Source organism: Microbacterium sp. X-17, from assembly GCF_039615055.1.
Genome location: NZ_JBDHNI010000001.1, coordinates 1178842 through 1204312, shown reverse-complemented (window position 1 = coordinate 1204312; position 25471 = coordinate 1178842). Strand labels below are relative to the sequence as shown.

Below are 25471 nucleotides of genomic sequence, written 5' to 3'. Positions count from 1 at the left end.
TTGCGCGGCGACGCCGTCTAGACGAAGCGCACGGCCTCCTGCAGCCGCGGCCGCAGCTCGAAGGCGCGGTCGACGCTCGCGCGGCCGGCGGCGTCGGCACCGTCGCGGAGGATCTTCGGCAGCAGCGCGCGCCGCACCACCGTCGCGCCGGCCAGCCTCCCGCGCTGCACGACGTCGAGCGGGACCGCGAGGGCGTCGTCCGGGACGACCGCGATCAGGCCGGTGAAGCGCACGCCCGCCTGGCGGCCGAAGCTCTTCGCGGAGTTGTGGAGCTCGTGGAAGGGCTCCTCGTCGTGGGCGATCCCGGGGCCGACGAGCTCGCCCTTCGCCAGCTTGACCGGCGCGCCCCAGTCGGCCGAGCGGATCGCGAACAGGCCGGCGGGGCCGAGGACGATGTGGTCGAGCTTGGCGTCGGTCGCCGGGTGCACGGCCACGTCGTTCCAGATCGTGAAGCCGATGCCGAGGCCGGAGACGGCGCGGGCGGTCGCCTCCTCGGCGAGCGCCTCCGCCAGCAGCAGGCGGATCTCGCGCGGGGCGGAGCGCACCAGCGCGGGATCGTACGGGTCGGCGAGGTCGGTGCCGCGGCCCATCCACTCGCGCATCAGGGTGAGGAAGCGCTCGCGGGCCCGGCCGCCGGGATGACCGTAGCTGCGTGCGCGCACGGTCGGCCCGCGGCCGGACGAGCGGGTGGGGTGCACGGTGGCGCTGAAGCCGCCGCCGCCCGACTCGCCGGAGACGGCGTCCACCACCAGGGACTCGCCGCGGTCGTAGCGCGCGCGGTCCTCCGGGTCGCCGACCTGCTCCCAGGCGAACTGCACGGCCTGGAACGCCTCCGCCGTGCCGCCGGTGTCGGGGTGGGTGAGCCGGGCGAGCCGGCGGTAGGCGCGGCGCAGCTCCTCCTGGCTGACGGTCGCGCTGACGCCGAGCACCTCGTAGGCGCTCGGCGCGGCGGGACTGTCACTCATGGTTCACGAGAGTAGCGGGCGGATCCGCGAATTCGCTCGATTTTGATTGAGGACGGAATGTGACCGCATGCGGTCATAGCCTGGTCTCACACCAACCGGAAGGGCAGGAATCATGACCATCAGCGACTGGCGCATCGAGCTCATCATCGTCCCCGTCACCGACGTGGACCGGGCCAAGGCGTTCTACGTGGACACGCTGGGCTGGAACGCGGACTTCGACCAGCGCGTCTCCGACACGCTCCGGTTCGTGCAGGTGACGCCTCCCGGCTCGGCCTGCTCGATCGCGTTCGGCGAGGGGCTGACCGACATGGCGCCCGGCACGATGAAGGGGCTGCAGATCGTGATCCCGGACGCCGACGCCGCGCTCGAGCACCTGCGCAGCAACGGGATCGAGGCGCAGGGCGTCGATGACCAGCCCTGGGGGCGGTTCGTCACCTACACCGACCCGGACGGGAACGGCTGGACCCTCCAGCAGCTCGTGCCGCAGAACCGCTAACCCAGCGCGTACGCGATCAGCAGCAGGGTCACGACGAACCCGCACGCGTAGTTGATCCAGAGGAAGCGCCGCCAGCCCCGGTTGGCGGCGCTCGCGCGTTCGTCGGGGACCGACCAGTACGGCGCGGCGGTGAGGATGTACGGGACGGCGAGCACAGCGGCGAGCGGCCCCGGCCACACGGTGCCGAGCATCGCGACGCCGGCGGCGGCCCAGGCGAGGACGGCGAGCCGCGTGGTGCGCGCGGCGCCGAGCACGGTCGCGATGGAGGCGATGCCGGCCTCCCGGTCGGGCACGACGTCCTGCACGGCGCCGAAGGCGTGGCTGCCGACGCCCCACAGGAAGAACGCGAGCAGCAGCAGCCAGAGCGCCGGCGTGAAGACGGCGCCGGCGAGCACGAGCCCGTAGAGCGCCGGGCTGACGAAGTGGAAGCTGGACGTCGCCGAGTCGAGGAACGGGACCTCCTTGAACCGCAGCCCCTTCACCGAGTACGCCAGCACGGCGAAGACGCTCGCGGCGAGCACCAGCAAGGACAGCGGCGAGCCGACCGCGATGAAGAAGGCCAGCAACGGCAGGTTCGTCACCGCGGCGGCCACGAGCGTGCGGCGATGGACGGCCGGGTCGAGGAGGGCGCCCTCCGCGCCGCCCTTGCGCGGGTTGCGCAGGTCCGACTCGTAGTCGAACACGTCGTTCACCCCGTACATCGCCAGGTTGTACGGGACGAGGAAGTAGAGGGTGCCGACGACGAGCACGGCGTCCACCCGGCCGGTGGTGACCAGGTACGCCGCGGCGAACGGGAAGGCGGTGTTGATCCAGCTCAGCGGGCGAGAGGCGAGGAGGAGCTGGCGGGCGGCGGACGGGGCGACGGCGGTGGTCATCGGGTGGTCCGATCGTGCGTTCGGGCGTCCGCCGTCGACTCGCGGGTCCGGGTCGGCTCCGCCGGTCTTGGGCGCAGCAGCAGCCAGAGGCCTGGGAGCAGGAGGAGCCCGGCGATCGGATAGGCGAGGTCCTCGACCGGGACCAGGCCCAGGTGCGCACCGGAGATCGCGGAGGCGGCGTAGGTCATCAGGCCGGCGGCGATCATCAGGTTGTCGAAGACGGCCGTGAGCGCCACCAACAGCACACCTGTCACGACGGCCGGGACCCACCAGCGTGCGACCAGGCGGGCCCGGTCCGGTGCGCGCACGAGACCGGCGACCAGCGCGGCCGCGGCGATCGCGAGGAACACTGCGCTGAGGAGCGGGTACGTGCTGAGTACTGGATAAGTCATGGGCGCTCCCTCCGGTCGAGCACCGCGCGCGTCCCGAACAGCGCCACGAGCGTCAAGTAGCAGAGGAACGCCAGGAAGACCGGCTCCTCCAGCGGGAGTTGCGGCGCGAGCTCGATCCCGGTCATGTACGGCGACCGGCCGCGGGCGAAGACGCCGAGCGCGATGCCGAGCACGTCCCAGGCCAGGAAGAAGACCACCCCGGCCGCGAGCACCAGTCCGGCCCTCCGGGCGGCGCCGCCGCGCCAGAAGACCAGCCGGAACCGCCGGTCGAGCAGGACGAGCGCTCCGAGTGCGACCAGCAGGCAGGCGAGGTACACGAGGCTCACGCGACCCGCTCCCCCGCTGTCGCCGGCCGCAGCGGCTCCGGCAGCGGCGCTGCGCTGTCGTCGCCGCGCAGGCGCTTCAGGACGAGCTCGGCGCTGATCAGGCACATCGGCAGGCCGATCCCGGGGATCGTCGACGACCCGGCGTAGAGGAGGCCGTCGACCCGCTTCGAGGCGTTCCCCGGACGGAGGAACGCGCTCTGCCGGAGGGTGTGGGCGAGTCCGAGCGCTCCGCCCATCCAGGCGTTGACGTCGTGCGCGAAGTCGTCGGGCCCGACCGTGCGGCGCACCACGATCCGGTCGGCGAGGTCGGGGATGCCCGCCCAGTCGCCGACCTGCCCGATCGCCGCGTCGACCGTCTTCTCCACGAGCCGGTCGCCGGCGCCGTCGACCCCGCCGCGGCCGATCGAGACATCGGCGGCGACGGGGACCAGCACGAAGAGGTTCTCGGAGCCCTCCGGTGCGACGCCGGGGTCGGTCGCACTCGGCTTGCAGACGTAGAGCGACGCGGGGTCGGGGATGACCGTCCCCCGGCCGAAGCCGCGCTGGGCTCCGTAGATGCGCGCGAAGCCGTCCTCCCAGTCGGTCGTGAAGAAGAGGTTGTGGTGGGTGAGCTGCGGGAGGCGGCCGCGGACGCCGAGCATCGCGAGCACGGCGCCGGGCCCGGGGTCGCGGCGGTCCCAGTGGCGCTCGGGATGCGTGCGCACCGCCGGCGGCAGCAGCTCGGTCTCGGTGTGGTGGAGGTCGGCGGCCGAGACGACGACGTCCGCCTCCGCGACCCGGCGACGTCCCGCGGCGTCGACGTACTCGACGCCGGTCGCGCGCGCCCGCCGTCCGCGTCCCGGCTCCGTTCGGATCGCCGTCACCCGCGCCCCGGTCACCAGCTCCGCGCCCGCGGCCTCGGCGAGCGCCGCGATCCGCCGGATCAGCTCGGTGAAGCCGCCGAGCGGGTAGCGCACGCCGTCGTCCAGGTCGAGGTGGCTCATCAGGTGGTACATGCTGGGCGCCCGGCCGGGCGAGGTGCCGAGGAAGACCGCGGGGTAGCCGAGCAGCTGGCGGAGCCGGGTGTCGCGCACGAAGCCGGCGGCGTAGCGGTCGAGCGGTTCGAGCAGGAGCCGCGCCAGCCTTCCGGCCCGGCGCAGGACGGCGGGGTCCAGCAACGGGCCGGGGGTGGCGAACGTCGCGTAGAGGAAGCGGTCGACCGCCAGGCGGTAGGTCTCGGCCGCGCTCGCCAGGTAGCGGTCGAGCGCAGCGGCGCCGCCGGGCTCCACGCTCTCGAACAGCGCGCGGTTGGCCCGGCCGTCGGCCCGGACGTCCAGCGGAACCTCACCGGACTCCGCGAACAGGCGGTAGCCGGGGTCGAGGGTGACGAGGTCGAGCTGCTCGGCGGCGCTCGTGCCGAGCAGCCGGAAGAAGTGGTCGAACACCTCCGGCATCAGGTACCAGGACGGCCCGGTGTCGAAGCGGAAGCCGTCCGCCTCCCACAGGCCGGCCCGGCCGCCCAGCGCGCCGTTCTGTTCGAGGAGGGTGACCCGGCGGCCGTCGCGCGCGAGCAGCGCCGCGGTGGCGAGCCCGGCGATCCCTCCCCCGACGATGACGACCCGATCGGCGGACATCGGCCGCTCCGTCACCGCAGGGACCCGGTGGACGCACGCAGCAGGATGGCCAGCTTCACGCCGTTCGGCACCCGCACCCGGCGCACCAGCAGCTCGGACGCCGGGGTGCGCCGGATCCGGTCGCTCAGCTCGGAGAACAGGCCGTGGGCGGCGGCGATGGCGCGCCGGCAGTTCTCCGGCAGCTCCGGGATGGCGTCGGCCGCGGCGCCCAGGTCGCAGTCGATGTCCACGACGAGCGCGAGCTTCTGCCGCTCGGTGAGGCGCGCGGGGTCGATCCCGGGGAAGTAGCTGCGGCCGAGCTCGGCGTAGTCGACGGCGAGGTCGCGCAGGAAGTTGATCTTCTGGAACGCCGCACCGAGCCGTCGCGCACCCGCCTCCAGCCGGCGCCGGGTCGCCTCCGGCACGGGCGCGTCGGCGAGGAAGACGGCGAGGCACATCAGGCCGACGACCTCGGCGGACCCGTAGACGTAGGCGCTGAGCTCGTCCGCGGTGAAGTCCACCGGGTCGAGGTCGCGGCGCATGGAGGCGAAGAACGGCCGGGTCAGCTCGGCGCCGAAGCCGGCCGACCGCGCCGTGCGGGCGAAGGCGTGCACGACGACGTTGGCGCTGTAGCCGGTGCGCAGCGCCTGCTCGGTGTCGTCCTCCAGCGCGGCGAGCACCTCCCCGATCTGCTCCACGGTCAGCCCGGCCTCCGCGGCCGCGCCGTCCACGATCTCGTCGGCGACCCGGACGAGCGCGTAGACGTCCTCGACCCGGGGGCGGACGGACGGCGACAGCAGCCGCGTCGCCATCCCGAACGAGGTGGAGTACTCGTGGATGATCGTGGCGGCGCTGCGGTGCGCGGCCTTGCCGTACAGCGTCAGGTCGGTGTCGGAGGCAGGGGCGGAGGGCCCCTCTGGGGAGGTCTCCGACGCCGACGGCTCTGTACGGGTCATGCCGCCCTCCCGACGCAGCCCAGGGCGACGCCGGTCAGCGTCGCGGCGAGCGCGGACGGCAGCAGCGGGGTGTCCAGGGCGGCCACGGCCGCAGCGACGTGGTCGGCCAGAAGCCTCTCCGCGAAGACGCGCGCGCCGCAGCGCTCCAGGCCCGCGGCGAGCTCCGCCGTGTCGTCGGGGCCGAGGTCGTCCCTCCCGAACAGCGGCTCCAGGTCGGGCCACTGCGCGGTGCCGCGGGCGAAGGCGATGAGCGTCGTCTCCTTGCCCTGGCGGAGGTCGCCGACCGCGGTCTTGCCCGTCACCCTCTCGTCGCCGTACACGCCGAGGAGGTCGTCGCCGAGCTGGAAGGCGACGCCGACCAGCCGGCCGTAGCGGGCGAGCACCTCCACGGCCTCGTCGTCCGCGCCCGCGAGCAGGGCACCGGCGGCGAGCGGCCCGGACACCGAGTACTCCGCGGTCTTGTACGCGGTCATCGCGAGGACGTCGGGCAGCCCGTTCGCGGACATCCCGGTCGCCAGTCCGACATCGGCCAGCTCGCCCGCGGCGGTGACGAAGACGGACCGGTCGAACACGTCGAGCAGCCGGGAGCGGGTGGCCTCCTCGACCCTCAGGCGCGCGACGCGCTGGGCGGCGGCGTGCAGCAGCAGGTCGCCGGCGAGGATGGCCGCCGACTCGCCCCAGAGCCGGGCGCGGGGGAACCCGGCTCCCCGGAAGAGAGCGTCGGCGCTGAACTCGCCGGCGACGTTCGGGCGACCGCGACGCACGGTGTCGCCGTCGATCACGTCGTCGTGCAGCAGGAAGGCGCTGTGCAGGAGCTCGAAGGCCAGCGCGGTCTGGACTGCGGCCGTGCGATCTTCCGCCTCGCGGGAGCCGAAGCCGGCCAGGCCGTGGAACGCCGACAGCACGAGGCGGGGCCGGAGCCGTTTGCCGCCGTGGGAGGACTCCCCCACGGCCTGCCACAGGCGCGTGTACTCCGCGCCGTAGGTCGCGGCGTCGCGCTCGCGCGCGCTCAGGAAGGCGGACAGCTCGATCTCGACGGAGCGCAGATCCTCCTCGACGGGGTCGGGGGCTGTGACCTCGTCGTCGCTGCGCTGTTCCGTGAGTTCCGGGCGAAGCTGGGTCATGTCGACCTCCTTTACCTAGCCTGGTTAGCAAATAACTTAGCACGCTTCTTACGAGTGGCAATAGGATGTCCGCATGAGTTCCAAGGACGAGGCCCGGCGCATCTCCGGGTCCCTGATCGACCCGCGCGTCATCGACCCGCGGCAGGAGCTCGTGCGCCACGACGACCTGAGCGACGAGGAGCTGCAGGAGGTCATCGGGGTCCTCGACGCCGTCCGCGGCTGGCGGGAGGCCGAGCAGCGCCTCAGCTTCGAGTCCCGCACCGCGATGCAGCTCAACGAGACCGACATGAAGGCTCTGCGCTACATCATCGCGTCCACGAACGCGAACGTCGCGGTGACCGCGGGCGCGCTCGCCGAGCACCTGCACATCTCGACCGCCTCCGTCACCAAGCTGCTCGACCGGCTGGAGCGCGCCGGCCACATCGTCCGCAAGCCGCACCCCACCGACCGCCGCGCCGTCACCGTCGAGATCACCCCGGAGACGCACCGCCAGGTGCGCCGCACGATGGGCCTCCAGCACGCCCGGCGCTTCGAGGTCGCCCGGGCGCTCAGCCACGAGGAGCGCGAGGTCGTGACGCGGTTCCTCCGGGACCTGAGCGCGACGACGCTCATCACGGCTCCGCCGGAGTGATGCCTTCCCCGGGCTCGGCGCGCGCCGTCCGCTCGGCCTCCACGACGATCCGCTCAGCCATCCCGGCGAAGATGATCCCGTGGAACGGCAGGATCGCCAGCCAGTACAGCCGGCCGGCGAGCCCGTGCGGGAAGAACACGGCGCGCTGGCGGTAACGCGACCCGGCACCGTTCGGCGAGACGCCCAGCTCCAGCCAGGCGAGGCCCGGCACCCGCATCTCGGCGCGCAGCCGCAGCGCCGAGCCGCGCTCGATGGCCTCCACCCGCCACCAGTCGAGGGCGTCGCCGGTCTGCAGGCGGTCGGCGTCGCGCCGGCCGCGGCGCAGGCCGACACCGCCCGCTAGCTTGTCCATCCAGCCGCGCAGCGCCCAGGCGAGCGGGAAGGAGTACCAGCCGCGGTCGCCGCCGATCCCCTCGATCACGCGCCAGACCTCCGCGGGCGGCGCCGTGCTGGTCCGCTCGCGCACGTCGGTGTAGACGGTGTGCCCCGACCAGTCCGGGTCGCTCGGCAGCGGATCGCTGGGCGCGCCGGAGACGGAGGCGTCCTGCCAGCTCGTCTCGACGGTCCCGGCGCGCAGGCGCGCCAGCGCGAGGCGCACGGACACGCGGTAGCCGGTGAGGCCGCCCTCCGGCGGGGCGATGACGGCGTCGATGTCGTGCTCGCGCATCACGCAGTCGTACTGCAGCGACTCGATGATGGGCACGGCGAGCGCCCGCGGGATCGGCGTGACCAGGTTCACCCACTGCGACGCCAGCCACGGCGTGAACACGGGCAGCGACGCGATCGGCCGCTGCCGCAGCCCGGCCTCCAGCGCGTAGCCGTTCATCATCTGCCCGTAGCGCAGGATGTCGGGGCCGCCGATGTCGAAGGCGCGGGACACCGCCGGCGGGAGCTCGGCGGCGGCCAGCAGATAGTGCAGCACGTCGCGCACTGCGATCGGCTGGATGCGGTTGCGCACCCATCGCGGCGCCGGCATGTACGGGAGGACGTCGGTGAGCTGCCGGATCATCTCGAACGACGTCGAGCCGGAGCCGATGACGACACCGGCCTGCAGCACGACGGTCGGCACGCCGGAGTCGAGGAGGATGCGGCCGACGGCCACGCGCGAGCGCAGGTGCCGCGAGAGCGGGCCGTCCGGGTGCAGCGCGCCGAGGTAGACGATCCGGCTCACGCCGGCCTCCGCCGACGCCTCGGCGATGGCCCGCGCGGCGTCCGCCTCCTCCTCGTCGAAGTCGCCGGTCGCACGCATCGAGTGCACCAGGTAGTAGACGATGTCGACCTCGCGCACGGCCTCCTCGACGGACGCCCGGTCGTGCAGGTCGCCCTTCACCACCTCCACCTCCGACGCCCAGGGCACGTCGGTGAGCTTGAGGGGCGACCGCACCAGCACCCGCACCCGGTAGCCGCGCTCCAGGAGGCGCGGCACCAGCCGGCCGCCGATGTAGCCGGTGGCGCCGGTGACGAGGACGCGTCGAGGTTCCACCGTGCGACCATACCCCCGCGCACGAATACCCCCGGCGCACCAGAAAACCGCAGGGCCGTTTCCTCGCGCCGAATGCATGCATTCACCGGGATTCGGGTACGGTTTTCGCATGGGCAAGCTCGTTTACGGCGGTACGACCGAGATCGGATTCGAGGACAGGGTCCTCGCGCACCTGCAGATCGTCGTCGGACTGAAGCTGCGGCGGAAAGAGGGCTTCTTCTTCTCCTGGCGCGACGAGCAGGGCGTCGGCGACGGCCGGAGCGCCATCTGGGTCGACCCGGCCATCCCCCTGCTGTTCCGCTACAGCGGCGGACGGCAGCCCTCGATCAACAAGCAGTGGCTGGAAGCGCTCACGCTGTCCTCCAACAGCGCCCAGGGCCTCCAGCTGACCGAGGAGATCGGCGCGCTCGGCGCCGACGAAGTCAACGCCGACTCGCCTCCCGGCCGCTGATCCGGCACTGCTTGAACGTGTCCCGGCCCACGCCTAGTCTTGGCGGTGAACATGGCAGATGGGAGGCACGCCATGACACCGGAATCAGAAGACCCGCTCGTCGCTGCCGCTCCCGCGGAAGCTCCTGTAGCGGAGACCGTCGCCGCCCCCGCGGACGCGGAGGCCGGTGCGGATGAGGCCGCCCCCGGGGATCGCCCCGGGGACATCCCGTTCGACGAGGCGGTCGCGATCAACGAGAACCCCGAGCTCGGCTGAGCCCGGGGTTCCCGGTAAGACCTCCCTGCGGCTCAGCGCAGGTATTCGAGCAGCTCCGGGCTGCGCAGGCGCTTCAGGCTGCGGGTCTCCAGCTGGCGCACGCGCTCGCGGGTGATGCCGTAGACCGCGCCGACCTCGTCGAGGGTCATCGGCTTGTGCCCGTCGAGGCCGAAGCGCATCCGGACGACCTTGGCGTCGCGCGGCGGCAGCTCACGCAGGCGCTCCTCGAGGTCGCGGTGGCGGAACTCGACCTCCACCGACTCGGACGGGCCGGGGGCGTCGCCGTCCTCGATCAGGTCGCCTAGCTCGGCGCCCTCGTTCTCGCCGACCGGCACGGCCAGCGACACGGTCTCGGAGTCGCTCATGCGGAGCTTGTGCACCTCGGCCGGGGTCAGGTTGGCGGCCTCCGCCATCTCCTCCAGCGTGGGCGTGCGGCCCAGCTCGCCGCCGAGGTCGCGGCGGATGCGGTCCAGCTTGTCGATCTTCTCCACCGTGTGCACCGGGATGCGGATCAGGCGGGCGGTGTCCGCGATGCCGCGCAGGATGGACTGGCGGATCCACCACGTGGCGTAGGTGGAGAACTTGTTGCCGGTGCGGTAGTCGAACTTCTCGACCGCGCGCACCAGGCCGAGGTTGCCCTCCTGGATCAGGTCCATCACCGCCAGGCCGCGGCCGGCGTAACGCTTCGCGATGCTGACGACGAGGCGGAGGTTCGCCTCGATGAAGCGCTCGAACGCGCGCTTGCCGTCGTCGGCCAGGTACTGCAGCTCCCGCTTCTCCCGCGGGGTCAATCCGGGGCGGGTGGCGAGGCGGTCGCCGGCGAGCACGCCGATCTCGATCCGCTTGGCCAGGGCGACTTCCTCGTCCGCCGTCAGCAGGCGGGTCCGTCCGATGGAATTGAGGTAGTCGCGAACTGGATCATTGGTCACTTCGAGCGTCGTCATCGTGTCATCCCATTTCGTCGTGCGCAGGTGTTTTCTGCCTCGATTCGTGAGCCAACGCAATCAGATTGCCCACTCCCCCAACAAGGGGTTGACAAGGGTGGTAGCACTCGCTAGGCGTGTCGCTTGCTTCGGCGCAATTGCTCGTTGTCAAGGGCCTAGCGCGGGAGGAGGACGCTCGTACTGTCACCGGCATGAGCGTGCATTCACCTGATTCCCAGGGTGCCGGGGGCCTCAAGACCATCCGCACCACCATACCCGCGCGGTTGGACCGCCTCCCGTGGTCGCACTTCCACTGGCTCGTCGTCGTCGGGCTCGGGACCGTGTGGATCCTGGACGGGCTCGAAGTCACCATCGTCGGGGCGATCGCGAGCCGCCTGACCGAGAAGGCCTCCGGGCTCGTACTGACCACCCCGCAGGTCGGACTCGCAGCGGCGATCTACGTCGCCGGCGCGTGCGTCGGAGCCCTGGTCTTCGGCTACCTGACCGACCGGTTCGGCCGCAAGAAGCTCTTCATCATCACGCTCGGCCTCTACCTGCTCGCGACCGTGCTCACGGCGTTCTCGGTCGCGCCGTGGATGTTCTTCGTGTTCCGGTTCTTCACCGGCGCGGGCATCGGCGGCGAGTACGCGGCGATCAACTCCGCGATCGACGAGCTCATCCCCGCCCGCCGCCGCGGGATCGTGGACCTCGCCATCAACGGGTCGTACTGGCTCGGGACCGCCTTCGGCGCCGTTCTCACGGTGTTCCTGCTGAACACGGCGATCTTCCCCGCGAACATCGGCTGGCGCATCGCGTTCGGGCTCGGCGCGGTGCTGGGACTGGTCATCCTGCTGGTCCGCAGGAACGTGCCGGAGTCGCCGCGCTGGATGTTCATCCACGGCCGCGACCAGGCCGCCGAGAAGGAGGTCGCCGAGATCGAGCGCGGCATCGAGGAGGAGCGCGGCTCCGACCTGGAGGCCGTGCCCGATGACACGGCGATCGAGATCCGTCAGCGCCGCTCGACCGGGTTCGGGGAGATCATCCGGGTGGGCATCCACCAGTACCCGAAGCGCTCGATCCTCGGGCTGTCGCTGTTCATCGGCCAGGCGTTCCTCTACAACGCGGTCTTCTTCACGTACGCGCTGGTGCTGACGAACCTGCTGAAGGTGCCGGCCGACGTCGCCCCGTGGTCGCTGATCCCGATCGCGATCGGCAACTTCCTCGGGCCGCTGCTGCTCGGCCGGCTGTTCGACTCGGTGGGCCGCCGGTTCATGATCACGCTGTCCTATGTCGGCTCCGGCGTCCTGCTCATCGGCACCGCCCTGCTGTTCTCCGCGGGCGCTCTCGATGCCGTCTGGCTGACGGTCTGCTGGATGGTCGTGTTCTTCTTCGCCTCGGCGGGCGCGAGCGCGGCCTACCTGACGGTGAGCGAGATCTTCCCGATGGAGACCCGCGCGATGGCGATCGCGTTCTTCTACGCGGTCGGCACGGCGGCGGGCGGCATCGTCGGACCGATCCTGTTCGGCCAGCTCATCGGCGGCGGCGTCCAGGCGGTCTCGATCGGGTACTACATCGGCGCCGGGCTGATGATCGCGGCCGGGCTGGTCGAGCTCTTCCTCGGCGTGGACGCGGAGCGGAAGTCGCTGGAGGACGTCGCGGCGCCGCTGTCGGCGGAGACGCCTGCGCAGCCGGCGACGAAGCGGTAGGGGGCGACGCGGCAGGGGTCAGGCCAGCAGCTCCAACAGCGCAGGCTCTGGGGCGCGGCCGCCGCGGGTGTCGATGACCTCCCCGGCCCGGTACCGGTCGAACACGCGCGGGTCGATGTAGCTGTTGCGCGCGATCGTCGGGGTGTTGCCGAGGGCGTCCGCGGCCTCGGCGACGGCGGCCGTCACCCGCTTCGCGCGCTGCGCCTCCTTGTCCGCGACGCCCAGCCCGGCGAGCGCCTGCGCCGCGACGATCGTGCCGTGCAGAGTGCGGAAGTCCTTGGCCGTGAACTCGCCGCCGGTCTGCCGCTGGATGTACTCGTTCAGCGACGCCGGGCGGATCGTGTGCCAGGTGCCGTCCTTCCACGACAGCAGCCGGGAACGCGGCCCGCGCGCGGCCACGATCTCCGCGAGCAGCTCGGCCAGGTCGGCGTCCTCGATCGTGCTCGCCCACTTCTGCGCCGACTTGGCCGGGAAGGTCAGGGTCACCTCATCGCCGTCGATCGCCGCGTGCCGGCAGAGCAGTGTAGTGAGCCCGCGGCTGCCGTTGGCGTGCAGGTACTCCTCGCTGCCGATCCGCAGGGAGCCGAGGTCGATGACGCGGAACGCCGCCGCGAGGATGCGGTCGCGGCCGAACCCCTCCTGTCGCAGGTCCATCGTGACCTTGCGGCGAGCGCCGGGCAGCGTCTCGGCGAGCTGGGCCGCCCGCTCGAACTTGATCCGGTCCTGATGCAGCCGCCACGACTCGTGGTAGAGGTACTGCCGCCTCCCGGCCGCGTCGGTCCCCACCGCCTGGATGTGGCCGCGGGCGTCCGGCGAGATCCAGACGTCCTTCCAGGCGGGCGGGATGACCAGCGAGCGGATGCGCTCCAGCTCGCGCTCGTCCACGATGCGGTTGCCCGCCTCGTCCTCGTACACCGGACCCTTCGCGGAGCCGCGGCGGGCATAGCCGGGCCCGGCGGGGTCGCTGCGGCGCAGGCGTGTCACGCGGGCTTCTTGGCCTTCTTCGCGGGGGCCTTCTTCTCCGCCGTATCCTTCTGCTTCGACGCAGGCTTCTTGGCGTCGGCGGCCTTCGAGGACGCGCCTCCCCTGCTCCGCTCGACGCTGCGCTGCAGCGCCTCCATCAGGTCGATGACCTCGCCGCCGCCCTTCTTCGCCTCCTCCGGCTCCTCGCCGAAGGTGGCGGCCGTGTCGATGCTCTCGCCCTGCTCCAGCTTCGCGTCGATCAGCTTGCGGAGCTCCTCCTGGTACTCGTCGCTGAACTTCTCCGGCTCGAAGTCGCCCGCGAAGCTCTCCATCAGCGCGCTCGACAGCGACAGCTCCCGCTCGGTGATCCGCGGCGTCGTCTCCAGCGAGGGGAACTCGGCCGCCCGGATCTCGTCGTGCCAGAGCATCGTCTGCAGCACCAGGACGTTGCCGCGCACCCGCAGCGCGCCCAGCCGGGTCTTCTGCCGGAGTGCGAAGTTGACGATCGCGGTGCGGTCCTCGTCCTCCAGGGTCTTGCGCAGCAGCGCGTAGGCCTTCAGCGACTTGGAGTCCGGCTCCAGGTAGTAGCTGCGGTCGAACATGATCGGGTCGAGCTGGTCGTTCGGCACGAACTCCACGACGTCGATCTCGCGGCTGCGCTCGGCGGGCAGCGACTCCAGGTCCTCTGGCGTCAGGATGACCGTCCGCTCGCCGTCGTCGTACGCCTTCGCGATGTGCTCGTACGGGATCGTCTTGCCGTCGATCTCGCACACCCGCTTGTACCGGATGCGCCCGCCGTCGGCGTCGTGCACCTGGTGCAGCGCCACGTCGTGGTCCTCGGTCGCGCTGTAGACCTTCACCGGCACATTGACCAGCCCGAAGGTGATCGCTCCTGTCCATATGGCCCTCATGGGACCATCGTGTCCGCGCTTCCGCGGAAAGACAACAGGGGAAGCGGTATCTGCCGCGGGACGGCGCGCGCGCGTACGGTGGCTGCATGGTTGCGGAGGACACCGAGACGGTCTCGATCGACGGCCACCGGCTGCGGCTGACGAACCTCGACAAGGTCATGTACCCGGAGACCGGGACCACGAAGGCCGACGTCATCGGCTACTACAGCGCCATCGCCGAGGTGATGATCCCGCACACGCGCGACCGGATCGCCACCCGGAAGCGCTGGGTGCACGGGGTCGGGACGCCTGAGCATCCCGGCGAGGTGTTCTTCCAGAAGAACCTGGACCCCGCCTCCACCCCGGGCTGGGTGAAGCAGCGCACGATCACGCACAAGACCAGCGCGAACACCTATCCGCTCGTGAACGACCGGGCCACGCTGGTCTGGCTCGCCCAGATCGCGTCGCTGGAGCTGCACGTGCCGCAGTGGCGCGTGGGCCGCGGCGAGACGCGCCACAACCCCGACCGTCTCGTGCTGGATCTGGACCCCGGCGACGGCGCGACCCTCCAGGACTGCGCGGAGGTCGCCCGGCTGGCCCGCGCCATCCTCGCCGACATGGGGCTCGACCCGCTGCCGGTCACCAGCGGGTCGAAGGGCATCCACCTGTACGCGCCGCTCGACGGCTCGCAGACCAGCGACCAGGTCTCCGCGGTCGCGCACGAGCTGGCGCGCGCACTGGAGGCCGACCATCCCGACCTCGTCGTCAGCGACATGAAGAAGGCGCTACGCGCGGGGAAGGTGCTGGTCGACTGGAGCCAGAACAACGGCGCGAAGACCACGATCGCGCCGTACTCGCTGCGCGGGCGGTTCCGGCCGACGGTCGCGGCGCCCCGCACCTGGCGGGAGCTGGCGTCGAAGGACCTGCGGCACCTGGAGTACACGGAGGTGCTGGAGCGGGTGAAGCGGCGGGGCGATCCGTTGGCCGACCTGTCGGCGGGACGCGCGGCAGCCGAGGAGACCGACCGGCTGACGACGTACCGCTCGAAGCGCGACGCCGACAAGACCCCGGAGCCGGTTCCGGAGGTCAGCCCGGACGCCGCCGACGGCCGCTCGTTCGTCATCCAGGAGCACCACGCCCGGCGGCTGCACTGGGACTTCCGCCTCCAGCACGACGGCGTGCTCGTCAGCTGGGCGCTGCCGAAAGGCCCGCCGACCGACCCGAAGCAGAACCACCTCGCCGTGCACGTGGAGGATCACCCGCTGGAGTACGGCACGTTCGCCGGCGACATCCCGCACGGCGAGTACGGCGCGGGCCACGTCGACATCTGGGACCACGGCGAGTACGAGCTGGAGAAGTGGCGCGACGACGAGGTGATCGCGACCCTGCACGGGCAGCCGGACGGCGGGCTCGGCGGCGAGCCGCGGAAGTTCGCGCTCATCGCGACGAAGCAGGGCGGGGACGAGAAGAACTGGCTCATCCACTTGATGAAGGAGGGAGGTGCGGGGAAGGCACCGGCGAAGCCCGATAAGAAGCGAGACCCGAAGCCCATCACCGACACGCCCGTCTCACCCATGCTCGCCACCCTCGGCTCCCGCGCCGACATCCACGACGAGTCGGAATGGGCGTTCGAGATGAAGTGGGACGGCATCCGCGCCATCGCGGTCGTCCGCGACGGCGCCCTGCGCCTGACCACCCGCAACGGCAACGACGTCACCGGCACCTACCCCGACCTCGCCGGGCTGGCCGGCCTCGCGGGCGACCACGACCTGGTCCTCGACGGCGAGATCGTCACGCTGACCCCGAAGGGCCGGCCCGACTTCGGCCTCCTGCAGACCCGGATGGGCCTCACCCGTCCGGCGGAGGTGCGCGCGGCGGCTGAGCGGGCGCCGGCGCACTACTTCGTCTTCGACCTCCTGGAGCTCGACGGGACGGACCTCCGGAAGAAGACCTACGACAAGCGCCGCGCGCTCCTGCAGAACACCCTCCGCCCACCGAAGGACGACCCCGTGCAGGTGCCCCCGGCCTTCGCCGGCGACGTCGACCACGCCATCTCCTCGTCCAAGGAGCTCGGCCTGGAGGGCGTCATGGCCAAGCAGCGCGACGGCACGTACGCGACCGGCCGGCGCTCCCGCACCTGGATCAAGATCAAGCACCACCTCACGCAGGAGGTCGTCATCGGCGGCTGGACCCCCGGCAACGGCCGCCGCGCGAACGGCATCGGCGCGCTGCTGCTCGGCATCCCGGACGGCGACGGCCTGCGCTACGTGGGCAAGGTCGGCACCGGCTTCACCGACGCGATGCTCGACGACCTGGCGAAGAAGCTCGCGGCGCACCCGCGCACGACTCCCCCGCTGGAGGGCGTCCCCTCGCTCGACGCCCGCGGCGCCCACTGGGTGCGGCCGGAGTACGTCGGGGAGGTCGAGTTCGCCGAGTGGACCGGCACCGACCGGCTGCGCCAGCCGTCGTGGCGGGGCCTGCGGCCGGACAAGCGCGTCGACCAGGTGGTCAAGGAGAGCTGACCGGGCGCGCGGTGGGATGTGCTGACCGACGCCCGGGCGGGCGGTAGGATCGTCGTCGTGACCACGCACATCATCGCTGAGCCCCGCACCGAGAACGAGATCGACGACGAGCACGGCGGGCTCGTCCGCAGCCTGAGCGCCACCGTGCCGCCCATGCTCGGCAACCTTCTCGCGACCCTCGTCGTGCTGGTCACCCTCGTGCTCGGCGTGATCAGCCTGGTCGCGACCTGGTCGGGCAACGCGGAGGCCTTCCTCCCGCTCTTCCAGATGACCGTCGCCGGCACCGTCGTCTCGCTCAACGCCCTGTATGCGCGCCGCACCTTCAGCTACGTCATCACGCTGATCGGCGCCATCCTCTGGCTCTGGGTCTCGGTCACCCCGTTCCAGCCGTTCTTCCAGGTCGTCCTCCAGGCCGTCACGGTCACGCTGATGCTGGCCGGCGTCGTCTTCTCGCTCGCTGCGGTGTCGCTCAGCAAGAAGCCGCGCTTCTGAGCGCCGAGCAGACCCCGGGCACCAAGGAGCCCGACGATACGAGCGAGCCCCGGCTCGCCCACGCCCGGCACTTCGTCGACCTCAGCCCGCTGAGGGAGTCGCCGGCGTTCGCCCGGCTCTGGATCGGCGGCGCCGTCTCCGGCATCGGCAGCCAGATGACGATCGTCGCCGTCGGCCTCAACATCTACGACCTCACCCACTCGACACTCGCCGTCTCCCTCGTCGCGCTGTTCGCGCTCGTGCCGATGATCGTCTTCGGGCTGTACGGCGGCGTGCTCGCCGACGCGTTCGACCGGAGGAAGGTCGCGCTCGTGACCGCGATCGTCGCGTGGGCCTCCACCGCCGGGATCGCGCTGCTCGCCTGGCTGCACGTCGAGGTGGTCTGGCCGCTCTACATCCTCACGACGATCAACGCCGTCGCCTCGGTCATGATCGGCGCGACCCGGCAGGCGATCACGCCGCGCCTCCTGCCCGCGCGGCTGCTGCCCGCGGCGAGCGCTCTCGGCGGGATGAGCATGGGCGTGATGGTCACCGTCGGGCCCGCGCTCGCCGGCCTCCTGGTCGCGAGCGTCGGCATCCCGTGGACCTACACGGTCGACGTCATCCTGTTCACCGCGGCGTTCCTCGGCATCTTCACGCTGCCGTCCATCGTGCCGGAGGGCGAGCGGCAGAGCGCGGGGCTGTCCTCCGTGCTGCAGGGGCTGCGGTTCCTGAAGTCGGCGCCGAACCTGTCGATGACCTTCGTGCTCGACATCATCGCGATGACGTTCGGCCAGCCGCGGGCGCTGTTCCCGGCAGTCGGCGCGCTGCTGATCGGCGGCGGCCCGGTGACGGTCGGCATCCTGACCGCCGCCGGCGCGGTCGGCACCCTGGTGTCGAGCGTCTTCTCCGGCCGGCTCGGCGGTGTCAGGTGGCAGGGCCGCGCGGTGGAGCGGGCCATCATCGTCTACGGCGCCGCGATCCTCGGCTTCGGTCTCGTGCTCGCGGTCGTCGCGTTCAGCGGGACGGCCGGCGGCAGCGCCTCGATCGCCGACGCGAACCTCCCGGCGCTGATCGTGGCAACCGTGATGCTCGCGGCCTCGGGCGCGGCCGACAACGTCAGCTCGATCTTCCGGATGACCATCCTGCAGGCGTCGGCGCCCGACGTCATGCGCGGGAGGCTGCAGGGCGTGTTCACCGTCGTGGTGACCGGCGGCCCGCGGCTCGGCGACCTCTACATCGGCGTGCTCGCGCTCACCGGCGCGCTCTGGTTCCCTCCCCTGCTCGGCGGCCTCCTGATCGTGGTGCTCGTCGCGACCATCGTGCGCATCCGCCGCGGCTTCCGCGACTACGACGCCCTAGCCCCCACCCCCTGATCCCGTCCACCCCATCGCCGAGGGGCACGTCGTTGTCACTTTTCGCGCGCGAAAGTGACAACAACGTGCCCCTCGGCGGGGGGTCGGGTGGGAGTGCGGGTCAGCGGGTGCGGATGCGGCGGGCGAGGCGGGGGTAGTCGATGACGAGGCCGTCCTCGTCCACGCCGAGGTCGGCGGTGAAGCCACTGCCGACGCTGCGGTAGCGGACGACCGAGCGCCCGGCTCCGGCGTCGAACGGCTCGGCCGCGCTGTACACCTGCCGGCTCGCGACCACCGCCAGCGACGGCAGGTCCACCCACGCCATCGTGAGCTCGGTCTCCTCCAGCCCCTCCAGCGCCCCCAGCCGGAGGATCGGCATCGTGTTCGTGACCGGGCACAGCGCCAGATCGCAATCGAGCGCGCCGTCCAGGCTCGCGGGATCCGCGATCCCCGGAGCCGCCATCGGCTCGTCGTGGAAGCGGTCGTCGCCGTGCGTGTACGACTCCGCGGCCCAGCGGTCGTGCGCGTCGCGCGTGAGGACGAGCCAGCGGGTGAAACCGCGGCCGTCGACCGCGACCGACAGCCGGGAGGTCACCCAGCCCGGCCCGGTCTCCAGCGCCCAGCTCGTGACGTAGTCCGTCGTGCGGGAGGTGCCGAGGGCGTCCAGCCGGTCGGGCGCGAAGGTGACGACCGCCGCCTCCAGCCGCTCCGGATCCTCGTCGCCGACCCACTCCACGTGCCGCACCGCTCCGCGCATGGCGTCCTCCGTCGCTCGTGCGGCCGCTGAGGAGGCCGCCCGAGCAGCACGATACGCCCCCGGAACGCCCGCGGTCAGGCGGCGATCGGCCGCGCGGGCAGCGGCTCCGGCGCGGGCGGCCCGACGTAGCGCGACGACGGCCGCAGGATCTTGCCGTCCGCCGCCTGCTCCAGGATGTGCGCGGTCCAGCCGACCACGCGCGCCACCGCGAACGTGGGCGTGAACAGCTCGCGCGGGATGCCGCACAGCTCCATCACGATGCCCGCGTAGAACTCGACGTTCGTGTGCAGCCCGCGTCCCGGCTTCAGCTCCTCGAGGAGCTGCTGGACCCGCTCCTCGACCCGCACGGCGAAGTCCACCCGCTCGCCGCCGAAGCCCTGCGCGACCTCCCGCAGCAGCACCGATCGCGGGTCCTCCGTCCGGTAGACCGCGTGGCCGAAACCCATCACCCGGCCGCCCGAGCTCACGGTCTCGGTGATCCACGCGTCGATCCGGTCGGGTGTGCCGATCGCGTCGAGGGTGTCGAGCGCACGGCTGGGCGCACCGCCGTGCAGCGGGCCGGACAGGGCGCCGAGCGCGCCGTCCACCGCGGCCGCGACATCCGCGCCCGTGGACGCGATCACCCGGGCGGTGAAGGTGGAGGCGTTGAAGCCGTGGTCGATCGCGGCGGTCAGGTAGGCGCTGAGCGCGTGCTCGTGCGCGGCGTCCGGCGTGCGCCCGGTGATCAGTCGCAGGTACTCGGCGACGTGGCCGAGGTCGTCGCGCGGCTCCGGCGGCGTCCTGCCCTCCGCGTACGCGTGCAACGAGGCGAGCAGCACGGGCGTGACCGCGGCGACCCGGATCGCGTCGTGCAGCCGGGCGTCGTCGTCCTCGTCGTAGACCGGGCGCATCCCGTCGGCCGCGGCGACCGCGGCGAGCGCCATCCGGAGTCCGGCCAGCCGGTCGTGCGCCGTCAGCCGGGCGATCGCGGGCAGCAGCTCGGCGACCTGCTCCGGGAGGCGGCGCGCCTCGGCGATCCGCGCCCGGAACACCGCCAGCTCCTGCGCGGACGGCAGCTCGCCGAACAGCAGCAGGTACCAGGCGTCCTCGAAGGTCCGCTCGCGCGCCAGGTCGATGGCCGAGTACTGGCGGTAGTGGTAGAACCCCTCCTGCCCGCGCACATCGCCGAGCGCGGTGCTGGCGGCGACGACGTTGGTCAGCCCGCGCGGGACGTCGATGAGGGTGTCGTTCATGCGGTCCATGCCAGTAGTGTGAACGTGGATTGTACGCACGTCAACGTTGATCGGATCAATATGAGCGACCTCCCGCGGCTCACCGCCGAGCAGACCGCCGAGCGCCTCGGCGTCAAACTGGAGACGCTGTACGCCTACGTCGCGCGCGGCCTGCTCACCCGCGAGCGCTCGGCGGCGGGTTCGAGCTTCGACCCGCTGGAGGTGGAGGCCTTCGCCTCGGCGCGCCGCCGCCGCGCGGCCCCGGAGCCCGCGCGCTCGGAGGGCCGCCCGCTGATGGTGGTCGAGACGGACTTCGCGCTGATCGACGACGGCGAGCTGTACTACCGCGGCCGCCCCGCCGCGGAGCTGGCGCGGGAACCGTTCGAGGTCGTCGCGCACTGGGCGCTCACCGGGCGGTGGGACGCGTCGGTGCGGTTCGCGCCCGGCCCCGGGCTGGATGCGGCCCGCCGGGTCGCGGACGCCCTCCCGCCCGGCGCGGGAGACCGCGACCGGCAGCTCGTCGCCGTCACCGCCCTGGCCGCGGCCGACCCGCTCCGCACCTCCCTCGATCCGGAGGCCGTGGCGGGCGCCGCCGAACGGCTGATCGCGGGCATGGTCGCGGTGCTGCCGGTGAAGTCCGCGCCCGAGGGTCCGACACTCGCCGCCGAGCTTTGGTCGCGCCTCTCCCCGCTCCCCGCCTCCCCCGCGGCCCTCCGCACCCTCGACGCGGCCCTCGTCCTCCTCCTCGACCACGACCTCGCCGTCTCCACGCTGGCGGCCCGCGCCGCCGCGTCCGCCCGCGCGACCCCGTACGCCGTGGTCGTGGCCGGCCTCGGCGCCCTCGACTCCCCGCTGCACGGCAACGCCAGCCGCGCCGCCCACCGGATGCTCGCCCGCGTCGCCGCCGGCGAGGAGCCCGCCCGGGTCGTCGCCGACGCCGTGGTCGACGGGCGCGGTCCCGTCCCCGGCTTCGGCCAGCCGCTCTATCCGGCCGGCGACCCGCGCGCGCGGATCCTGCTCGGGATGCTCGCCGCCGTCCCCGGCGCCGAACCCGTGGCGGCGGCCGTCGACGCCCTGGCCGCGCTGCTGCGCGACCGCACGGGCGTCGCTCCGAACGTGGACCTCGCCCTCGCCGCGCTCTCTCTCGCCGCCGGGATGCCCGACGACGCCGGCGAGGTCATCTTCGCCACCGCCCGCACCCCCGGCTGGATCCTCCACGCCCTCTCCGAGTACCGCCAACCCCCACTCCGCCTCCGCCCCCTCGGCCGCTACACCCGCCGAGACGTGACTGATCGCGGGAATCCGCCCCCGGATTTCCGCGATTAGTCACGTCTCGAGCGGTCAGCGGCGGAGGGCTTTGCGGGCCAGGCGGTTGCCGAGGAACTGGGCGAGTTGGACGAGGACGACGATCGTGAGGACCGCGACCCAGGTGACCACCCAGTCGTAGCGCTGGTAGCCGTACGAGATGGCGAAGTCTCCCAGGCCTCCGCCGCCGAGGCTCCCGGCGACGGCGGAGAGGTCCACGATCGCGACGAACACGAACGTGTAGCCCAGGATGAGCGGGCCGAGCGCCTCCGGGATGAGCAGGGTGGAGATGATCCGCCACGGGCTCGACCCCATCGCCCGCGCCGCCTCGATCACTCCGGGGTCGATCGTGACCAGGTTCTGCTCCACAATCCGGGAGATGGCGAACGTCGCCGCGATCGTCATCGGGAAGATCGCCGCGGGCGTGCCGAGGAAGGTCCCCAGCACCGCCTGCGTCAGCGGCGCCACCGCCGTCATGAAGATGATGAACGGGATCGGCCGGACGAAGTTCACCAGCACGTTCAGCACCGCCGACAGCACCCGGTTCTCCAGCAGCCCGCCGGGCCGCGTGGTGTACAGCAGCACGCCGAGCGCCAGCCCGAGCACACCGCCGAGCACGAGCGTCGCCACGACCATCCAGAGCGTCTGCCCGATGGAGGTCAGGTACACCGGCCAGAGCGTCGACCAGTCCGTCATGCCGCGACCTCCTCGACCTCGGTCACCGTGCGCAGCTCCGCGACCAGCGCGTCCACCGCCTCCGGCTCGCCGAGCAGTTCGAGGGTGAGGCTCCCGAACGATCGGCCCTGCAGCGCCGAGATGCCGCCGTAGACGATCTCGAACCGCACGCCGTGCCGCCCGACCGCGTCGGAGAGCACCGCGCCGAGGCGGCCGTCGTCGTGGATGCGCGCCGAGACGATCCGTCCCGCGTGCTTGCCGCGCAGCCGCTCGATGTCGGCCTCCCCCGGCTGGTTGCGCAGCACGGTGCCGACGAAGCGCTGGGAGGTCGCGGTCTGCGGGTTCGAGAACACGTCGAACACGGTCCCGAGCTCGATGATCCGCCCCGCATCGAGCACGGCGACCCGGTCGGCGATCGAGCGGACGACCTCCATCTCGTGCGTGATGACCACGATGGTGACGCCGAGCTCGGCGTTGACCCGCTTGAGCAGGGCCAGTACGCCGGCCGTCGTCTCCGGGTCGAGCGCGCTCGTCGCCTCGTCGGCGAGCAGGATGGCCGGGTTGGTCGCCAGCGCCCGGGCGATCCCGACACGCTGCTTCTGGCCGCCGGAGAGCTGGTCGGGGTACGCCCACGCCTTCTCGGTCAGGCCGACGAAGGCGAGCAGCTCGGTCACCCGCGCCTTCCGCTTGTCCGCCGTCCAGCCCGCGACCTTGAGCGGGTACGCGATGTTCGCGAACACGGTGCGGGAGCGGAACAGGTTGAACTGCTGGAAGATCATCCCGATCCCGGCCCGCACGCTCCGGAGGTCGCGCTCGCGCAGCGCGGTCAGGTCGCGGCCGTCGACCACCACCGAGCCGGAGGTCGCGTGCTCCAGCGCGTTGATGAGCCGCAGCAGCGTGCTCTTGCCCGCGCCGGAGTAGCCGATGATGCCGAAGATCTCGCCGCGCTCGATGGTCAGGTCGATGTCCGCGACGGCGGAGACCGCGGCGTCGCCCGAGCGGAAGCTCTTGGTGACGCCGCGGAACTCGATGAGGGCGCTCACGCCTACTTCGCCGCCTTGATCGACTTCTCCAGCGAACGCAGGATCGCGATCAGGTCGGCCTGCGGCTTCTGCACGAGCACGGCGGTGTTCTTGGAGTCCGCGAGCACCGCGTCCTGGACGGCCTTGGTGTGGTACAGCTCGGCGATCTTGAGGTACGTCGCGTTGTCCTTGTCCTTCGCGCGGGACACGAACGCGTTGATGTACGGCTCGGCCGCGGAGCTCTTCGGGTCGTCGTGGAAGAGCGCCGAGTTCGGGTCGATCCCCGCCGGACCGACGAACGTGTTGTTGATCACGGCAGCGGCAGCGGAGTCGAGCGCGGGAGCGGTCTGGGCGGCGTCCACCGGGATGACCGTCACCTTCGACGCCGCGGCGTCGATGTCGGCGGGCGTGGACAGCGTGTTGCCGCCGTTCTTCAGCTTCAGGAGGCCGGCCTGCTGGAGCACGAGCAGAGCGCGGGCCTGGTTGGTGGGGTCGTTCGGGATTGCGACCTGCGCCCCGGCGGGCAGCTCCTTCAGCGACGTGTACTTCTTGGAGTACAGCGAGAGCGGCACGACGAGCGTGGACGCGAGCGGCACGAGATCCTGGTGGGCCTGCACGTTGTAGTTCGCCAGGAACTGCAGGTGCTGGAAGAGGTTGAGGTCGAGCTGCCCGTCGGCGAGGGCGGGGTTGGCCTGCGTGTAGTCCTTGAAGCCGACGACCTGGATGTCGATACCCTCCTTCGCCGCCGCCTTCTGCAGCACGGGCCAGTACGGCGCGGACTGCTCGGTGGTCCCGATCTTCACCGTGACGGTCTTGCCCGCAGCGTCGGCCGTGCCGCTGTTGTTCGCGTTGACGACGGCGACGACGCCGCCCACGATGGCAAGGACCGCGACGACGGCGATGCCGACGATCCACGGGGTCTTCGAGCGCTTCGGCTTCTCGGGGAGCGCGGGGACGGTTCCGGACGGGGTGGCGTCGGGCATGGCTGTGCCTCTCTTGTGAAGGGGTGGGATGTGCCGGCGGACGGTTGGCGGCACATCGAGCCTTCCAAGCGAGGAGCGGGAGGGCAAACCGCATTCCGAAATATGACGACGCGTGCCCGCACCATCAGATTTTGGATTTAAGGTGCAAACACTCTGGATGGGCGCCGCTGCCTTGGGAAGAATCGGGATACGTGTGCGCCGGAGGCCATTGGGGGACCGCCGGCGCACACCGCAACGCTGCGCTTACGCGGGCTGCGCCGCCGACGCCAGGATGCGCACCATGTTGCCCGACGGGTCGCGGAACGCGCAGTCGCGCGGGCCCCACGGCTGGTCCTTCGGCTCCTGGAGCACCTCTGCGCCGCTGGCGCGCACGCGCTCGAACACGCCGTCGAGGTCGTCCTCCGTGCGGAAGACGACGTTCGTCAGCACGCCCTTGGCGACGAGCTCCTGGATGGCGTCGCCGTCGGACTGCGACCGGCCGGCGTACGGGTCGGACAGCACGATCTCGGTGCCCGGCTGCCCCGCGACGCCGAGGGTGATCCAGTGGTGGCCGCCCGACTCGACGTCGTTGAGGACGTCCAGCCCCAGCGCGTCACGATAGAAGGCGAGGGACTCCTCGGGGTTCGTGACGGTGATGTGCGAGTACTGAAGAGAAATGGTCATACCGTCACTCTAGGAACGCGGCGCCGGCGGCGCTTCTCCATTCCTGCTCGAATGCTCAGCCCGGGATCGGCTTCGACCGCACCGGCCGCGTGCGCTGCTTCGCGATGCAGTTGGGCATCGCGAGCACGGCCCGGTGCTCGCGGGCGCGGTAGCTTGTCGGCGACTCCCCCACCACCTCGGCGAACTTGGAGCTGAACGACCCGAGCGACGTACAGCCGACCGCCATGCACGCCTCGGTCACGGTCATCCCCTCGCGCAGCAGCGCCATCGCGCGCTCGATCCGCCGGGTCATCAGGTAGCTGTAGGGGGTCTCGCCGTAGACGGCCCGGAACCGGCGCGAGAAGTGCGACGGCGACATGAAGGCAGACGCTGCCATCGTCGGGACGTCGAGCGGCTCGGCGTACTCGCGATCGATCTTGTCGCGCGCTCGTCGCAGGATGACGAGCTCCTCCAGTTCCTCCGGGGACACGCCTCCACCG

27 protein-coding genes are annotated in these 25471 nt (G+C 71.8%); 9 read left to right on the top strand and 18 right to left on the bottom strand.

The window, feature by feature from the left end:
• Positions 1 to 17: 17 nt before the first annotated feature.
• On the bottom strand, positions 18 to 965 hold the full coding sequence (locus tag ABCS02_RS05910; RefSeq protein ID WP_345834664.1) for a DnaJ domain-containing protein: 948 nt from the start codon (positions 963 to 965) through the stop codon (positions 18 to 20).
• Between the two features lie 112 nt (positions 966 to 1077).
• On the opposite strand from ABCS02_RS05910, the gene ABCS02_RS05905 reads away from it, so the two are divergent.
• Positions 1078 to 1461, top strand: coding sequence for a glyoxalase superfamily protein (locus ABCS02_RS05905; RefSeq protein WP_345834663.1), 384 nt, complete (start codon positions 1078 to 1080; stop codon positions 1459 to 1461).
• Here ABCS02_RS05905 and ABCS02_RS05900 read toward each other — a convergent pair.
• From ABCS02_RS05900 to ABCS02_RS05875, 6 genes are read right to left on the bottom strand one after another with little or no spacing between them, the layout of a single operon-like run.
• Positions 1458 to 2336, bottom strand: a complete 879-nt coding sequence (locus ABCS02_RS05900) for a prenyltransferase (protein WP_345834662.1) — start codon at positions 2334 to 2336, stop codon at positions 1458 to 1460. The genes ABCS02_RS05905 and ABCS02_RS05900 overlap by 4 nt on opposite strands.
• Positions 2333 to 2728, bottom strand: coding sequence for a lycopene cyclase domain-containing protein (locus ABCS02_RS05895; RefSeq protein WP_345834661.1), 396 nt, complete (start codon positions 2726 to 2728; stop codon positions 2333 to 2335). The genes ABCS02_RS05900 and ABCS02_RS05895 overlap by 4 nt, the downstream gene beginning before the upstream one ends.
• Positions 2725 to 3054, bottom strand: coding sequence for a lycopene cyclase domain-containing protein (locus tag ABCS02_RS05890; protein ID WP_345834660.1), 330 nt, complete (start codon positions 3052 to 3054; stop codon positions 2725 to 2727). Before ABCS02_RS05890 ends, ABCS02_RS05895 begins: the two co-directional genes overlap by 4 nt.
• Positions 3051 to 4667, bottom strand: a complete 1617-nt coding sequence (gene crtI / locus ABCS02_RS05885) for a phytoene desaturase family protein (RefSeq protein WP_345834659.1) — start codon at positions 4665 to 4667, stop codon at positions 3051 to 3053. Before crtI ends, ABCS02_RS05890 begins: the two co-directional genes overlap by 4 nt.
• 11 nt (positions 4668 to 4678) lie before the next feature.
• Complete coding sequence (locus ABCS02_RS05880; RefSeq protein ID WP_345834658.1) at positions 4679 to 5602, bottom strand: squalene/phytoene synthase family protein; 924 nt, start codon at positions 5600 to 5602, stop codon at positions 4679 to 4681.
• Complete coding sequence (locus ABCS02_RS05875; RefSeq protein WP_345834657.1) at positions 5599 to 6726, bottom strand: polyprenyl synthetase family protein; 1128 nt, start codon at positions 6724 to 6726, stop codon at positions 5599 to 5601. The genes ABCS02_RS05880 and ABCS02_RS05875 overlap by 4 nt, the downstream gene beginning before the upstream one ends.
• Before the next feature lie 73 nt (positions 6727 to 6799).
• Between ABCS02_RS05875 and ABCS02_RS05870 the strand changes: the two genes are divergently transcribed.
• A complete protein-coding gene (locus ABCS02_RS05870) occupies positions 6800 to 7357 on the top strand; it encodes a MarR family transcriptional regulator (RefSeq protein WP_345834656.1) in 558 nt (185 codons plus the stop codon).
• On the opposite strand, the gene ABCS02_RS05865 is transcribed toward ABCS02_RS05870, so the two are convergent.
• Entirely contained in the window at positions 7338 to 8840 is a 1503-nt protein-coding gene (locus tag ABCS02_RS05865; RefSeq protein ID WP_345834655.1) for an SDR family oxidoreductase, read from the bottom strand. The genes ABCS02_RS05870 and ABCS02_RS05865 overlap by 20 nt on opposite strands.
• 109 nt (positions 8841 to 8949) lie before the next feature.
• Here ABCS02_RS05865 and ABCS02_RS05860 point away from each other — a divergent pair, with 109 nt between their 5' ends.
• Together ABCS02_RS05860 and ABCS02_RS05855 are read left to right on the top strand one after the other, a co-directional pair.
• Positions 8950 to 9291, top strand: a complete 342-nt coding sequence (locus ABCS02_RS05860; protein ID WP_345834654.1) for an ATP-dependent DNA ligase — start codon at positions 8950 to 8952, stop codon at positions 9289 to 9291.
• A gap of 72 nt (positions 9292 to 9363) precedes the next feature.
• Positions 9364 to 9546: a hypothetical protein gene (locus ABCS02_RS05855; RefSeq protein WP_345834653.1), complete on the top strand. Its 183-nt coding sequence runs from the start codon at positions 9364 to 9366 to the stop codon at positions 9544 to 9546.
• 32 nt (positions 9547 to 9578) lie between these two features.
• On the opposite strand, the gene ABCS02_RS05850 is transcribed toward ABCS02_RS05855, so the two are convergent.
• Positions 9579 to 10490 carry a sigma-70 family RNA polymerase sigma factor gene (locus ABCS02_RS05850; RefSeq protein WP_345834652.1) on the bottom strand — a complete coding sequence of 304 codons (912 nt, stop codon included), beginning with the start codon at positions 10488 to 10490 and terminating at the stop codon, positions 9579 to 9581.
• Between the two features lie 263 nt (positions 10491 to 10753).
• On the opposite strand from ABCS02_RS05850, the gene ABCS02_RS05845 reads away from it, so the two are divergent.
• On the top strand, positions 10754 to 12175 hold the full coding sequence (locus tag ABCS02_RS05845; RefSeq protein ID WP_345835178.1) for an MFS transporter: 1422 nt from the start codon (positions 10754 to 10756) through the stop codon (positions 12173 to 12175).
• An 18-nt stretch (positions 12176 to 12193) separates the two neighbouring features.
• Here the strand turns inward: ABCS02_RS05845 and ABCS02_RS05840 are convergent, their stop codons facing one another.
• Both ABCS02_RS05840 and ABCS02_RS05835 read right to left on the bottom strand, forming a co-directional pair.
• Positions 12194 to 13159, bottom strand: coding sequence for a DNA topoisomerase IB (locus tag ABCS02_RS05840; RefSeq protein ID WP_345834651.1), 966 nt, complete (start codon positions 13157 to 13159; stop codon positions 12194 to 12196).
• Positions 13156 to 14049 carry a Ku protein gene (locus tag ABCS02_RS05835; protein ID WP_345834650.1) on the bottom strand — a complete coding sequence of 298 codons (894 nt, stop codon included), beginning with the start codon at positions 14047 to 14049 and terminating at the stop codon, positions 13156 to 13158. Before ABCS02_RS05835 ends, ABCS02_RS05840 begins: the two co-directional genes overlap by 4 nt.
• 86 nt (positions 14050 to 14135) lie before the next feature.
• On the opposite strand from ABCS02_RS05835, the gene ABCS02_RS05830 reads away from it, so the two are divergent.
• The 3 genes from ABCS02_RS05830 (at position 14136) to ABCS02_RS05820 (ending at position 18397) form a co-directional block, all read left to right on the top strand.
• Positions 14136 to 16550 carry an ATP-dependent DNA ligase gene (locus ABCS02_RS05830; RefSeq protein WP_345834649.1) on the top strand — a complete coding sequence of 805 codons (2415 nt, stop codon included), beginning with the start codon at positions 14136 to 14138 and terminating at the stop codon, positions 16548 to 16550.
• A gap of 57 nt (positions 16551 to 16607) precedes the next feature.
• Positions 16608 to 17042, top strand: coding sequence for a hypothetical protein (locus ABCS02_RS05825; RefSeq protein ID WP_345834648.1), 435 nt, complete (start codon positions 16608 to 16610; stop codon positions 17040 to 17042).
• 89 nt (positions 17043 to 17131) lie between these two features.
• Positions 17132 to 18397 (top strand): MFS transporter, encoded by a 1266-nt coding sequence (locus ABCS02_RS05820; RefSeq protein ID WP_345835177.1) that lies wholly within the window; start codon positions 17132 to 17134, stop codon positions 18395 to 18397.
• A 100-nt stretch (positions 18398 to 18497) separates the two neighbouring features.
• Here ABCS02_RS05820 and ABCS02_RS05815 read toward each other — a convergent pair whose 3' ends face one another.
• Positions 18498 to 19133, bottom strand: a complete 636-nt coding sequence (locus ABCS02_RS05815; RefSeq protein WP_345834647.1) for a putative glycolipid-binding domain-containing protein — start codon at positions 19131 to 19133, stop codon at positions 18498 to 18500.
• Positions 19134 to 19207: 74 nt separating this feature from the next.
• Positions 19208 to 20374, bottom strand: a complete 1167-nt coding sequence (locus tag ABCS02_RS05810) for a citrate synthase (RefSeq protein WP_345834646.1) — start codon at positions 20372 to 20374, stop codon at positions 19208 to 19210.
• A gap of 51 nt (positions 20375 to 20425) precedes the next feature.
• Here ABCS02_RS05810 and ABCS02_RS05805 point away from each other — a divergent pair, with 51 nt between their 5' ends.
• Positions 20426 to 21670 carry a citrate/2-methylcitrate synthase gene (locus ABCS02_RS05805; RefSeq protein WP_345834645.1) on the top strand — a complete coding sequence of 415 codons (1245 nt, stop codon included), beginning with the start codon at positions 20426 to 20428 and terminating at the stop codon, positions 21668 to 21670.
• A 15-nt stretch (positions 21671 to 21685) separates the two neighbouring features.
• Here the strand turns inward: ABCS02_RS05805 and ABCS02_RS05800 are convergent, their stop codons facing one another.
• From ABCS02_RS05800 to ABCS02_RS05780, 5 genes are all read right to left on the bottom strand, one after another.
• Complete coding sequence (locus ABCS02_RS05800; protein ID WP_345834644.1) at positions 21686 to 22345, bottom strand: methionine ABC transporter permease; 660 nt, start codon at positions 22343 to 22345, stop codon at positions 21686 to 21688.
• A complete protein-coding gene (locus ABCS02_RS05795; protein WP_345834643.1) occupies positions 22342 to 23367 on the bottom strand; it encodes a methionine ABC transporter ATP-binding protein in 1026 nt (341 codons plus the stop codon). Before ABCS02_RS05795 ends, ABCS02_RS05800 begins: the two co-directional genes overlap by 4 nt.
• 2 nt (positions 23368 to 23369) lie before the next feature.
• Positions 23370 to 24329: a MetQ/NlpA family ABC transporter substrate-binding protein gene (locus ABCS02_RS05790; protein WP_345834642.1), complete on the bottom strand. Its 960-nt coding sequence runs from the start codon at positions 24327 to 24329 to the stop codon at positions 23370 to 23372.
• A gap of 243 nt (positions 24330 to 24572) precedes the next feature.
• Positions 24573 to 24992 carry a VOC family protein gene (locus tag ABCS02_RS05785; protein WP_345834641.1) on the bottom strand — a complete coding sequence of 140 codons (420 nt, stop codon included), beginning with the start codon at positions 24990 to 24992 and terminating at the stop codon, positions 24573 to 24575.
• Positions 24993 to 25047: 55 nt separating this feature from the next.
• Positions 25048 to 25461, bottom strand: a complete 414-nt coding sequence (locus ABCS02_RS05780) for a helix-turn-helix transcriptional regulator (RefSeq protein WP_185277043.1) — start codon at positions 25459 to 25461, stop codon at positions 25048 to 25050.
• Positions 25462 to 25471 lie beyond the last annotated feature (10 nt).